The organism is Vibrio sp. Y51_MX_L26, assembly GCF_024181935.1.
Classification (GTDB): domain Bacteria; phylum Pseudomonadota; class Gammaproteobacteria; order Enterobacterales; family Vibrionaceae; genus Vibrio; species Vibrio diabolicus.
Genome location: NZ_JAMZAS010000023.1, coordinates 1 through 12,556, shown reverse-complemented (window position 1 = coordinate 12,556; position 12,556 = coordinate 1). Strand labels below are relative to the sequence as shown.

The window sequence follows — 12,556 nt, the reverse complement described above, 5'->3', positions numbered from 1 at the left end:
GCATGGAAATGACAAATATTCGCCCTTTTCGCCGCTTTTCCACCCTATTACCCCGCCACTTTCACTCTTAGGCTACAACCACGTACATTCAGCCTGAGAGATCCGTTGCGGAAATAACGCCTTGTTAAGGTGTGAGGCACGCAATACCGAAGGTTCCGCATAACACCTTAACCACTAAAACCAACGCATGGTAAAAATGCCACGCGTGCCGAATCACTCTTGAACAATTTGTTATACGAATTTCTTCAGTGCCAACACTTGCTGTTCAAATAACTCACAATCTGACTTTGAGTATGACTTAGCGACATTAACCCATTGAACGCCCGTTTCATCTATGTGGCGAAACTCGACTTGAAGTGCATATTTAGAACAACGAAAAAGAGCAAAAACCAAACCTACAACCGTCAGACTAAGAACTAAAACGAGTAGCCATTGTGGCACCTCTTCCAACCTTGGAATAACTAACCAAACTGCCCCTGAAAAAACACACACCCAGAATAAAACTTGACCTAAATTATCAAGAAAACTTAACTTTTTAACCCTAACATTGTTTATCTTAGACAAAGGATATGAGTCTTTCTTAAACCTGAACTCTTTTGAATCCAAGTTAAAATCAGTACTTTTGTACATAATTTCCCTCTATTCGTATAACGCCCAATTAAGGTGTGAAGCACGTAATGACCAAGCCGCTGCATGGCACTTCAACACCAAAAACCAACGCATGCCAAAAATGCCACGCGTGCTGAATCACTCTTAAATTGTTTGTTATACGTGATTGCCCTTCCATGGCTATGGCGCCTAAATCGACATCAAAATCATATTAAAGAACAGCGGCAAACAAATCGCTAAATTAGCCATATCAGTGCTTGATATACTTTTCAATTTTGTTACGACCAAGACCATAACCCAGACCGTAACAGCAGCAAGAAATAAATCATTATCTAAGTCACTGTAATAATCAAACTTATCAAGTGAAGATAAAAGATCAGCCTCTTTCGTTTCCACCGCGTTTCTAAGCACATCATTCGCAATTGAACGATAATATTTCGAGAAACTCAGGAGAGTCAATTGAACCAGTGTGGCTACTATTAAAAATATCTTCATACTCTCATTACGTATAACGCCGCGTTAAGTGGTGAGCAACGCAGACCACCACAACTAAACCATTGTGCCGTAAACACTAAATTCAAAGCAAACCTAAAATGCCAAGCGTTGTGAATCCGTCTTAAACGCCTTGTTAGGTGCGTAGCCGAAGTTGGTAAAAGTCTGTTTCATCGTGCTTGGGGTTATTACGCACGAACTCCCAACCATTTCGCTTATAGAATGTGAGAGCTCGATGGTTAGTTCGGCTTACTGAAAGTAAAGCACGCAAACAACCCGCTTTACTCAAAGTGCTTACAATATAATCCTGCACTTTTGGAGCGAGCTCTGAACCACGAAAATTCGGCTTTAAGTAAATGAGATGCACATAGCCAGTCTCCGGCTCAGGTGAAAAACTGCGAAACTCTAACTGCCCTGCAAACTGACCATCCACAAATACATGGATATAGAACCATTCTGATGTTGCTAACCTGCCTGAGACTCGTTCACGATAACCGCTGATGAAGTCGTCGAAACCATCGTAATGCCCAAAACTACAAAAGTATGCATCTTTTCTCGCAGCAACGCATAATTCGAAATCATCAATGCTTATCTGCCGAAAAGCAATTTCCATACTTACCTTTTCTTTCAAGCACCTAACGTCCTGTTAAGGTGTGAGCAACGCAATACCGATGCTGCCGCATACCACCTTAAACACTGAACACAACGCATAGTAAAAATGCCACGCGTTGCGAATCACTCTTAAACAGCTTGTTATGTGAATTTTTACAGACGTATTGTGCGAACTGGGTTGCTATTATTCCATGTTACGAATTTAGCCAACTCATCGGAATCAATATGGCAAGGATCCCTGAAATAGATATTAATTCGTCCTTCAAGCTCTTCATGTGGCTCAACATCAACAATACTCCCTATTAAAGCAACACCTTTGGCATTCGTTAGTACCACAAAAGAAGAATCTCTAGCATTACTAATACTGGCTTTAAAACCATGAGCTCTCAGCTTAAATGTGCTTTCTTGAATACTATTTTTCTCTGTCAGGTCATCATTTAGTCGTACAACAACACAATTTTTATTACGCTCACCAAAAGTAGGCTTAGCTAGTCGACGTTCAACCTCTGCCAACAAAGGCTCTTTCCTTATTTTATTCACTATTTTTCCTTTTCTACAGTTTCCATTTTGGATAGGGCTTACCAAATTCACATAACGCCCTGCTAAGGGGTGAGCAACGCAATACAAAAGCCGCCGCATACCACCTTAAGCACTAAAATCAACGCATAGCAAAAATGCCACGCGTTGCGAATCCCTCTTAAGCAGTTTGTTATGTGTCAAATTTTAAACTCGAACTTAGCTTTTTTAGGGCCAGTTTCCCCTTTTTCGGAAGGCGCATACTTCCGTTTTGATAATATTCGCACAGCTTCAGCATCGAATACTCCTTTAGGTACAGAATCAGTAACCATTATGTCAATCACATCACCCTGACTATTAATATTAAACGTGAGTACAACAGTACCGACTAATTTGTTTTTCCTTGAACCTTTATGATTCCTAGGCGATACACTGTCCCGAGCTTTGTGTTCTCGATAATTTGGGGAACTAGCACTTTCAATTAAACCAGCGCAGCCAGACAATAATGCCGCTATAAATAATATTAAAATCTTCATACTTAATCTTTGACAACATAACGCCTTGCTAAGGTGTGAGTAACGCAATACAAAAGCTACCGCACAGCGCCCTAATCACATAAGCCACCGCAAAGTAAAAATGCCACGCGTTACGAATCACTCTTAAGCAATTTGTTAGTACATGCGCTACTTCTATTTATGCGCTCCAAGATATTGAAAATTGGGATGATATGAAAGGCTTTGAACACTGAAGTGAGACGGGCAGCTACAAAACTTAAACTCGGTTGAGAGACGAGAGTTGGTTAGAAGAAAAACGTACTGAACTCCCCTACTTTTATTTGATTAAAATTAGAAAAGGATTCTTTCCTCGTACTTCAACAGCCACACCAAAAGTAATCAAGGTTCTCTCAAAAGCCACCACGAAAATGAAGAAGCGCTAAAGAAATAGACTAAGAGTTAGAAGCCGTAAACGGTGAAATCAAAGCAAACACTCCGCATATAGTGCCACCGGAAAGAACGTGAAAGGTACAAACTGAAAGGTGTAAAGACAAGCGCCAAAACAGATAAACACCAAAACTTATGACCTTTGATGTCAAACCCGTACTAACGCCGCGTTAAGTAGTGAGCAACGCTGCCACCTAATTTAAACCATTGCACTGTAAACACAAAACTCAACTTAAACTGAAAATGCCAAGCGTTGGGAATCTGTCTTAAACGCTTTGTTAACTGTTTATGAGCCCCATTCTACTCGCATTTTGTATAAAGATTGTCGCGTCGTCGTCCGACAATAGTTCAAGTGGCGTGTACACAACGCCCATTTCGATCAATTTATGTTTTTGCCCAACTAGGTAGACAGTGCCACGCTCAAACCTCGCCTCAAAAAGGCTCTGAATACGAGGTGAAGCTGCTTTTGAAAATACAGTTCGAAATAGCGATAAATCAATGATTAAGTCATCAACCTCAACCCAAGCGTGACCGTCCCATTCGCCAATTACACCTTCCTTTTGACTTAGTATTGGTTTAATTGGTTGATGGGCAAATATCTTGGATTCAGCAACTGATAAACTTCCTGTCACAAAGCAAGTATCGACAGGCAAGTGATCATTCATCATCGCAGCTAACATTGCGCTCATATACAGACAGCTGCCATCTACAGGTTTGAAGTTCTGAGTTATATTTTCAGCCATATAAAGGACTTCTTGTACCAATTCGCTTCGTGTCATTTAAACTCCAAATTCTAGAAACAGTTAACGCCGCATTAAGGTGTGAGCAACGCTACCACGAAACTAAACCTTACCACCGTAAACACAAAACCCAACGATGGAATGAAAAATGCCATGCGTTGGGAATCACTCTTAAATGCTTTGTTAGCTTAATATAGACTCAGGAGTGCTTTTTACTTTCCAGGCTTTTTACTCTTGCTTTGTACGCAAAATAAAAACCAACGAAGAAGAATGCATTCGTAGCCACGAGAGCCAATCCCGCAACCTCGGGTAAATTGTAGCCTGTTATCATTGAAAGAATATAGTACTGGGCACATGCAGCCATAACACACAAAGATAATGGACGAAGAAAAGTAGTACTCGGCGATAACTTTTCTTCAGAGAACATATACTGCATCAATAGCACATGCGAGAAATGAATTGTTGCCAATGACAATATCACTATTAGTATTAAAACTAGCATTACAAATCTTCCGGTTGAAGTAGACCTCTGCGAAGAAGCTCCTTCCGCGCATCTTTTGCATTTAAGTGTGTTTGATAAGCAATTACACTGACCATTACGACCAAGATTGCCGATGCTTTGCCTGCAACTTGTTTGGTCACTCCCAGTCTATTTGCAATCTGCGCAACTGGTGAGCTTGTAACTTGCTTTTTCAACTGAGTCGCAACCTCTTTGGAAGCACTTTTTACCCCTTGTTGCGCTGATGAAAGCAAAAATGCTGATATACCTGCTGCTGTGAGAGGGAGCGAGAAGTCTATGCCAAGACCTTTCAATATATTAGTCACATCCTTATTGGTATCAAAAAATTCTCTGAGCTCCCGATCAGAAAGTGACCATGAGAACCAGTATGGATTTGCAACCACTTGAGAAACTAAACCATATAGTGAAGCTTTCAACTGGCCATCGTTCAAAGCCAATATTAGCTTCAAAACTTCGGACTGTTTGTTCTTAGGTAACTCTCTATAAAGTACAATTCCTGTAATAATTGTAATTGCATTAGGCTCCTGTCTCATACGAGCTTCGTACTTGTCCATACCAATCAAATGCGTGTAGTACTTAACTGGATCTGCGGCAATTTTTGATTTGTGCACTCTCATAAAGCCTCCAATATAGATTTTGATAATGCTTAATACACTTATTGGAACTTGAGCACAAATATGCTTACTACTTTTTTGTTTAGTTTCACACAACATTGCAATTTATAAATAGCATAATTGCCTGACTACCTTGTTCATGAACTTAAATGTTAAGCTAACGCCCTGTTAAGGTGTGAGCAACGCAATACAAAAGCCACCGCATACCACCTTAAACACTAAAAACAACGCATAGTAAAAATGCCACGCGTTGCGAATCACTCTTAAACAGTTTGTTAGGGCTACGGACCCACGTATGGCATGAATTCATCAACTATAAAAGGAATGTAAGACTCTTCAGCATTAGACAAAACCTGGTTTGACAATGTTGATGCCACGCCAAACTTAATTTCTTTTCCTAAATTTTCGAGGGAAACATAATATGGGAACTGATTTAATGATTCCTCAACAATTTGACGAACGGTAGACTCTTGTACAGACAGCAATTGTTCATATTGTGCTTTGTTAAAATATAACGAAGCTAAGCAGTCAATATCACCAGTCACAACACTCATAGTCGTGTATTCATCATCGGCTAATTTACACATGAAGTTCGTATGAACAGATGTAGCAATAAATTTGAATCCATCAATAGCACCCAATTTACGAACAAAAATCCCATAATCTGGATGATAATCTAATAGCTCTGGGTTAGCTTTCACGTCCAGATTAAGTATACGGAAAAGATGCTCCCAATACGTTTCAATATCAGCGAGTTTGAAATGTAAAATAGGGTCGAATTTTTTGACATCGAACAGCACAAACTCACGTCCATTACAAAGAGCATACAAAGGAGCTCTAACTTCTGGATGAATAGCATAGCTATAAGCTTGTTCTACATGTTTACTTTTCAGGATACTTTCATTTGGAGATTTCGCATCTAGTATCCAATATGGACTTGAGTCAGACGTAAACACGTAATCAGGAACTATAGATACCTTCCTCTGTTGCGATCCGATTGCAACGTACGGATGAACTAAAGATTTCGAGCGTATGATTCTTGAGTCACCGGTGACAGAATATCCTAGCGCTTTGATGATTGGTAACACCAATTCTTCTCTGACTGCATCTTCTTTGAAGTCAGGATCATCCAAGATACTAAAGTCAAAATTACTAAACATCTTCACCTCATTTATTTTCGGGTAGCCCTAACGCCGCGTTAAGTGGTGAACAACGCGACCACCCAACCTAAAGCATTGTGCCGTAAACACTTAAGCTGAATCAAACCAAAACTGCCAAGCGTTGTGAATCCGTCTTGAACGCTTTGTTATGTGCAATTATCTTTTGTAACTCTGATATTAGTCACTCGCTTATTACTATTGGCTATCACGTCTATTGATATCCACTTTCCTTGCGACAACCAGTCCTGCAAGCCTACACTGCTACATACTTTTTGAGGGAGTATCTTATGTGAATTATCAGAAAATTTGGACTTCATTTCTGACGTTATCAATATATTGGGAATGTTGATTTCCACGGAGATAACTTTTTTATAAATTGTTACCTCACTAACGGTCACTTTACTATCGTTTTCAAAGAACAACTCTTGAAGTTGTGCCTTGAACTCATCATTTTTTCGTTCTGACACGATGTCTGAATAATATGATTTTGCTATCATCAACGATATAGCGAAACCAACAAACAACAACCTAAATCTAAGACTAAGCCTCTTCATCATCCCTCACTTGCACATAACGCCGCATTAAGGGGCAGCAACGCACAGCCACCCAACTTCAATTTACCACCGTAGACACGGATGCCAAGATTTAAACCAAACTCGCCACGCGTTGACTGTCCCTCTTGAATGCTTTGTTAGGGTTCAAAAGACTGCCTTGACCTCAGTTTATACTTTTTCCCGTACATGCATTCATATTCAACAATGAAGTAAATTGAAGACAACTCCAATACAATATCACTAGCAACTAAAACATCCTTCGCACTGCCTCCATAATGGACGATAGTTCGCGATGCTCCAGCCCGTATAGCAGAGTTTTTGTCTATATTCTCAAACCCTATATCAAGCTTATCACTATGAAATTTTTCATTGGCAAGTATTCTACACAAGTCTTGAGCACTAACTATTTCATGTGTGGCACCATTTACTTCGACTTTAAAGTTTTTAATTATCGCAGTACCTAAACCATCATTTCGAATGTAGAAATGGATATCTTCATTCGTGCTCATCACTGATTCTAAAGTAAGGTGAGGTTTTACCGACAACACATTATGCTTGCGCAGAAGATACCCTTGCCAAAATGAAACGATAAAGCTCGCAGAAGCTATTAGCACTGCTGAAATGGCAATTAAATCACTATTTGAAAAAGGCAATATTCACTCCGATTTGTCCTGAACCCTAACGCCGCATTAAGGGGTGAACAACGCATTCCACCCAAACTAAACCATTGTGCCGTAAACACTAAAGCCAATTCAAACCAAAACTGCCAAGCGTTGTGAATCCCTCTTGAATGCTTTGTTAGTTGCCAAGCCCAAACTAGGATTTGGAGTTTATTACCGCTTTGCCAACACTGTTTTTACGTGCTTTAAAAAACTAAAATCAGGCGCAGTTTCAAAGCGTTTGTCACTGAAACCACTTGGAACACGCAACGCCGTAGAAAACTAACTGACAACACCAAAAAGACTTTTTGGAAAAACAATGCCACAAAGCTGACTTTCAACAAGTAAATCGGCTTCTTAAACGGCAAACCAAACTAGGAAAAGATCGAAACTCAATTCCGCGAGCCAAGATCCCGAAGTTCGAAGTGCAGAATAGAGCAAAGCACACGAACGATTAGACCTAAACACTCTGTTTTAGCTGCGATTTCCTCGTTGGCAACTAACGCCGCATTAAGGGGTGAACAACGCCACCACCAAACCTAAACCATTGTGCCGTAAACACTTAAGCTAATTCAAACCAAAACCGCCAAGCGTTGTGAATCCCTCTTGAATGCTTTGTTAGTTGCCAAACCCAAGGCTTTGATTTGGAGTTGATTACCGCTTTGCCAACACTAGCTTTACGTGTTTTGTGAAACTCAAATCAGGCGCAGTTTCAAAGCGTTTGTCACTGAAACCACTTGGAACATACAACGCCGTAGAAAACGGACTTTTTACACCAAGCAAACCTTTTGAAACGACAATGCAGCAGAGCAGGTTTTCAACAAGCTAATCGATATCTGAAACAGAAGAACTAAACCACACAAGAAACCAAAGCACAACTTTCACAAACCCAAATAACTAGAAATTGAAATACAAAAACCTAGCCAAAAACACACGACATTGGCCCTAAACATTCTTCTTAGGTACGTTTTTCCTCGTTGGCAACTAACGCCCTGCTAAGGGGTGAGCAACGCAATACCAAAGCCGCCGCATACCACCTTAATCACTTAAACCAACGCATAGTAAAAATGCCACGCGTTGCGAATCCCTCTTGAGCAGTTTGTTAGTTTGCAAACCCAAAGCGTTGATTTTACGTTACTTTAAACTTTGCAAACAATAAACTTTATGTATTTTGATGCACTTAAGTCAGGCGTAGTCTCAAAGCAGCTACTCAATGAAACCACGTGAACTTTCCACACCAGAGAAAACGTCATTTCAGCGAGTAAATCGGCTTTTGTACCAACAAACTAAACGAGCAGAGTTTCAGCAAAAAAGCTCAACTCAGTTAACCCCAAAAGTCGCCGCACCAAAAAACAAATCAACCGTTGAAACGATGCCAATTTTTGAATTTTAACCACGCTAGTTAACACTGAAGTTTAACGCCGATACGACAATTTCAACTTTGAGCTTTTACCACTAGATCTTGCGATATAGCTGCGCTTTTCCTCTTGCAAACTAACGCCCTGTTAAGGTGTGAGCAACGCAATACCGAAGCCGCCGCATACCACCTTAACCACTAAAACCAACGCATAGCAAAAATGCCACGCGTTGCGAATCACTCTTAAACAGTTTGTTAAACGTTTTTTTGTGAGAAGTGCTCAACAACCTTCATACCAACAACTGTATTTTTATGGTCAAAGAAACCTAAATATTTCTTCAAATCTGATGTACCACTACGACTAAGAATTAGCTTATTCACCATAGAGCGAATACCAAACTGATTTACGAGCGAGTTTAAAGGCTGCCCTTTTATAGCAACCTTAAGCACACCAATGCCTGCTGTGAACGTAGGAGCATTTGAGTCTACAGAACCTATTGTCGAATCGACGTATAAAGAGATAGATTGAAGAATTTTGGAAAATTTATTCATATCTTTATAGCTACCATCGCTTAATGCTTGCTGGTAGCAGTTTAACCAATCTCTTAGTTCTTGGTACTCTTCTCTCAACTGAAGAGCTACCTTAATCATATCGCTTGCAGAATTTGACTCTTGTATAACTCGTATCGGTAAAGGAAGCATATTTACATTTAGTGCATATAGTTCACTACCTGCGTTATGTAGCGCAGCTATAGAAGCTCTTTTCTCTGAAACTAGGTTGTTTAGCCTCAGTACTGAATCTTCGTTAGAAACCATTATTCCAGCATCAGTAAAAAAGCGCTTTCTAACTGGGTGAGGCGTATATCCTTTTTCGTAAACAAAACCTCTAGCTAACATGCCTGCACCACCCCATAGAGTTTGTGATAAGTACCCATGCGGAGCATATTTATTCTGAATAAAACCTACTCGGTTTTCTTCATGATCTTTCTTTAAGTCTGATGTCAGACTAAGGCGTTCAATAAACTCGTCACGCGGTCCTTGTAGCCTCTTATAGTCGACTAAAAATGGGTAAGGTCGTATAACCCCCTTAGAAACCGCCTCTTGAAATGGGTTTCCTTCACAGTTCCAAGCACTAATAAAGTTCTCTTCGACTAAAATCTGATCACGTAAAATAATATCAGTGAGTAAATCAAACAGTGCTTCTGTATTGATAATGGCACTCAAGCTATCTTCATAAGAGTAACGATCGTTCTCTTTGTCGATTGCAATGTAGTGCGATTTACTTTCATCAATGCCACCTGTCAGTAACCCACCAATATTTTGTAATGACCAGTTATCTGAAATAACGCTCTGACTCATTTATGATCCTTTAAATTTCTGCTCATGTTTAAGCTAAGAAAACGTTTAACGCCGCATTAAGGTGCGAACAACGCTAAATACCTAACCCAAACCATTGCACCTTAAACACTAAAACCAAGTTTAAACTGAGATCGCCAAGCGTTGTGAGTCACTCTTAAATGCTTTGTTAGGCGCTTCACGCAAATAGTTAAAATGGGATTTAGAAAACCACCTTTTGGAAAAAAGAACGCACGTAACCCACTGAATTTGGTTAAGACCCAAAGGCTAAAGCGACTAAGTTTCTGAAACCCACTGCAACCAGAACCACCAAAGAAATTGGCAATTCAACACATAGAAATGAAATTTGGAAAGGCTGACTATCGGAACGAAATTCCAGCCAATAAACCTGTTTCGAAGGCAGACAAACTTAAAGCGATTTGAGCCAAAGAAACTGACAACAAACCGACCAGAAAACCGAATGAGGCAACCTGCGAAACTTGGCATGTTTTACGGATTGAGTGATTCAAGAACTTGGGAAGATAAAGCCAGATTGCCGAAAAACTGGAGCGAATGGCCGGAGAGAAATTAGAGATATGACCCACGAAATTTCTCACTGCGCCTAACGCCGCATTAAGGTGTGAACAACGCGTCCACTGAACTAAACGACACCACCGTAAACACCGAACTCAACGATGAAATGGAAAATGCCAAGCGTTGAGAATCACTCTTAAATGCTTTGTTATACAAATATTGCCCACTTCGCATGTAATACCCCACACGTGAACAAAATCAGTGAACTTACAAACCCCAACAAACTAGCAATAAGGGAGTAAATCCAACGGTTGCTCATCTGAAGATAATCTCCAGGCTCCATAACAAACTCTCTTGATTCATGTAGCTGCAACTGCGAAGCAAATTGAAGAGATAACACCCTTAGCGCGTAGCAAATGACAGCAACAACCATTCCAGATACAAAGAGTGTCATAGCTGTACCGAACAAACTCCAATCAGAAAACTTATCTTGCTTATCAATCGCACCACCAAGAAACGTCATAAGCCCAGCTGCGGCTGCACCATTCAAAGTGAATGCCCATTTTATCGTGGTGTCCAAGCCCAATTGGATACTCTTAAAATATTCTAGTTTATGCTCTATTGACATATTTCCCTCATTTGTATAACGCTCTGTTAAGGGGTGAACAACGCAATACTAAAGCTACTGCATATCACCGTAAACACTAAAACCAACGCATAGTAAAAATGCCACGCGTTGTGAATCCCTCTTGAACAGTTTGTTATTGCGCTGAGCTAACGGCGCCACTATCAGCGTCCATTTGATAGCCAAAATTCATACCGTTCTTTTGCCCTTTCAGATACACGCAACACTTTGCCTTCAATCCACTTAGGAGCATGTTTTCGATTTAAAATGGAAATATTTAGCTTATCCCCAGATTCTGATGTCCAATCATCGCAACCTAATCCATATTGATTGCGTAACCATCTTTTACCTTGAAAATAATAAGAGCGACCGTTTCGAGTCAGTTTGACGATATCAATCAAAACTGTACCACTTTCCAACTCAATATATGCTAACAGCTCTCTTTGTTTATGCTTCATTTTTGCCTCTGCGCAATAACGCCGCGTTAAGTGGTGAGCAACGTTACCACCCTACCTAAACTATTGTGCCGTAAACACTAATTTCAAAGCAAACCGAAAATGCCAAGCGTTGGGAATCCGACTTAAACGCTTTGTTAGTAGGTCAACTCCAAGGGAGCACCTGTACTTTCTGCCACCTAGCCTTATAGCCATCGGTCATTTTGTTGTAGTTAGTTTCTGTCATTGCCTTTTTGTTAGGTTTAATCAACATATTAAATGCATCATCTAAGCCATAGGGGGTGAACAATTTAATGTTTCCTGCACTATCTAGAGTGAAACCAATAGCAAAGGCAGAAAGCCAAGACTCGATGCCTTGTTCAACTCGCTCATATGCCTGAATGGAACAACCAAACTTCTTAGAATAGCGCTCATGTATTAATGCTTGGTTTTTCACATCAACGTCAACACTATGACTTAACCGCGAGCCAATGCGATTTTTGAACTCGTCTTCAGTTTCAAGGTTAGATCTATCGAAGTAGACAACATCAAAGTCTTTAACTTGAGCAAGAAGCGGTTTCCTGTCGATACTATTCCAGATGATTTGGGTAATAGCACCGCCTGCAATATAGAAGTTTGGCAGCCCTACTTCTTGGCACATCTCAGCTGTTTCGATCAATTCTGGAACTTGCTGAATTAGATGCTTTAGTTTTTGTTTATTCATCCTGACCTACTAACGCGCAGTTAAGGTGTGAGAGACGCACATGCACCCTAACCTAAAATAAACTCTGATAAATCCGTGCCTATTTGGGCACTAAAACCCCAATGCGTTTCGAATCGCCTTGAACGTCTTG

At 40.3% G+C, this 12,556-nt stretch carries 13 protein-coding genes; all 13 read right to left on the bottom strand.

The window, feature by feature from the left end:
- Positions 1-231: 231 nt before the first annotated feature.
- The gene (locus NL645_RS22915) at positions 232-630 is read right to left on the bottom strand and encodes a DUF6232 family protein (protein ID WP_017058505.1); all 399 of its coding nucleotides are present in this window, start codon (positions 628-630) and stop codon (positions 232-234) included.
- Between the two features lie 168 nt (positions 631-798).
- The gene (locus NL645_RS22905) at positions 799-1,104 is read right to left on the bottom strand and encodes a hypothetical protein (protein WP_013571662.1); all 306 of its coding nucleotides are present in this window, start codon (positions 1,102-1,104) and stop codon (positions 799-801) included.
- Positions 1,105-1,237: 133 nt separating this feature from the next.
- The gene (locus NL645_RS22900) at positions 1,238-1,714 is read right to left on the bottom strand and encodes a GNAT family N-acetyltransferase (RefSeq protein ID WP_140151737.1); all 477 of its coding nucleotides are present in this window, start codon (positions 1,712-1,714) and stop codon (positions 1,238-1,240) included.
- 152 nt (positions 1,715-1,866) lie between these two features.
- Positions 1,867-2,253: a hypothetical protein gene (locus NL645_RS22890; RefSeq protein ID WP_253652470.1), complete on the bottom strand. Its 387-nt coding sequence runs from the start codon at positions 2,251-2,253 to the stop codon at positions 1,867-1,869.
- A 176-nt stretch (positions 2,254-2,429) separates the two neighbouring features.
- Positions 2,430-2,765: an energy transducer TonB gene (locus NL645_RS22880; RefSeq protein ID WP_031781252.1), complete on the bottom strand. Its 336-nt coding sequence runs from the start codon at positions 2,763-2,765 to the stop codon at positions 2,430-2,432.
- 683 nt (positions 2,766-3,448) lie between these two features.
- Positions 3,449-3,949: a hypothetical protein gene (locus NL645_RS22870; protein WP_253652469.1), complete on the bottom strand. Its 501-nt coding sequence runs from the start codon at positions 3,947-3,949 to the stop codon at positions 3,449-3,451.
- A 462-nt stretch (positions 3,950-4,411) separates the two neighbouring features.
- The gene (locus NL645_RS22865) at positions 4,412-5,047 is read right to left on the bottom strand and encodes a hypothetical protein (RefSeq protein WP_240312147.1); all 636 of its coding nucleotides are present in this window, start codon (positions 5,045-5,047) and stop codon (positions 4,412-4,414) included.
- A gap of 278 nt (positions 5,048-5,325) precedes the next feature.
- The gene (locus NL645_RS22855; protein ID WP_253652468.1) at positions 5,326-6,204 is read right to left on the bottom strand and encodes a type I restriction enzyme HsdR N-terminal domain-containing protein; all 879 of its coding nucleotides are present in this window, start codon (positions 6,202-6,204) and stop codon (positions 5,326-5,328) included.
- Between the two features lie 691 nt (positions 6,205-6,895).
- Positions 6,896-7,411 (bottom strand): hypothetical protein, encoded by a 516-nt coding sequence (locus NL645_RS22850; protein ID WP_253652467.1) that lies wholly within the window; start codon positions 7,409-7,411, stop codon positions 6,896-6,898.
- Between the two features lie 1,618 nt (positions 7,412-9,029).
- Complete coding sequence (locus NL645_RS22840; protein WP_253652466.1) at positions 9,030-10,133, bottom strand: hypothetical protein; 1,104 nt, start codon at positions 10,131-10,133, stop codon at positions 9,030-9,032.
- Positions 10,134-10,851: 718 nt separating this feature from the next.
- Complete coding sequence (locus tag NL645_RS22835) at positions 10,852-11,271, bottom strand: hypothetical protein (protein ID WP_064354050.1); 420 nt, start codon at positions 11,269-11,271, stop codon at positions 10,852-10,854.
- Between the two features lie 161 nt (positions 11,272-11,432).
- Entirely contained in the window at positions 11,433-11,726 is a 294-nt protein-coding gene (locus NL645_RS22825; RefSeq protein ID WP_253652465.1) for a hypothetical protein, read from the bottom strand.
- 142 nt (positions 11,727-11,868) lie between these two features.
- On the bottom strand, positions 11,869-12,426 hold the full coding sequence (locus NL645_RS22820; protein ID WP_074191373.1) for a nucleotidyltransferase family protein: 558 nt from the start codon (positions 12,424-12,426) through the stop codon (positions 11,869-11,871).
- Positions 12,427-12,556 lie beyond the last annotated feature (130 nt).

What these genes read in the sequence shown, in the direction of transcription:
- NL645_RS22880 (WP_031781252.1), bottom strand. Translation starts at nt 2,765, where the DNA reads ATGAAGATTTTAATATTATTTATAGCGGCATTATTGTCTGGCTGCGCT.
- NL645_RS22820 (WP_074191373.1), bottom strand. Translation starts at nt 12,426, where the DNA reads ATGAATAAACAAAAACTAAAGCATCTAATTCAGCAAGTTCCAGAATTG.
- NL645_RS22840 (WP_253652466.1), bottom strand. Translation starts at nt 10,133, where the DNA reads ATGAGTCAGAGCGTTATTTCAGATAACTGGTCATTACAAAATATTGGT.
- NL645_RS22905 (WP_013571662.1), bottom strand. Translation starts at nt 1,104, where the DNA reads ATGAAGATATTTTTAATAGTAGCCACACTGGTTCAATTGACTCTCCTG.
- NL645_RS22915 (WP_017058505.1), bottom strand. Translation starts at nt 630, where the DNA reads ATGTACAAAAGTACTGATTTTAACTTGGATTCAAAAGAGTTCAGGTTT.
- NL645_RS22825 (WP_253652465.1), bottom strand. Translation starts at nt 11,726, where the DNA reads ATGAAGCATAAACAAAGAGAGCTGTTAGCATATATTGAGTTGGAAAGT.
- NL645_RS22900 (WP_140151737.1), bottom strand. Translation starts at nt 1,714, where the DNA reads ATGGAAATTGCTTTTCGGCAGATAAGCATTGATGATTTCGAATTATGC.
- NL645_RS22865 (WP_240312147.1), bottom strand. Translation starts at nt 5,047, where the DNA reads ATGAGAGTGCACAAATCAAAAATTGCCGCAGATCCAGTTAAGTACTAC.
- NL645_RS22870 (WP_253652469.1), bottom strand. Translation starts at nt 3,949, where the DNA reads ATGACACGAAGCGAATTGGTACAAGAAGTCCTTTATATGGCTGAAAAT.
- NL645_RS22855 (WP_253652468.1), bottom strand. Translation starts at nt 6,204, where the DNA reads ATGTTTAGTAATTTTGACTTTAGTATCTTGGATGATCCTGACTTCAAA.
- NL645_RS22835 (WP_064354050.1), bottom strand. Translation starts at nt 11,271, where the DNA reads ATGTCAATAGAGCATAAACTAGAATATTTTAAGAGTATCCAATTGGGC.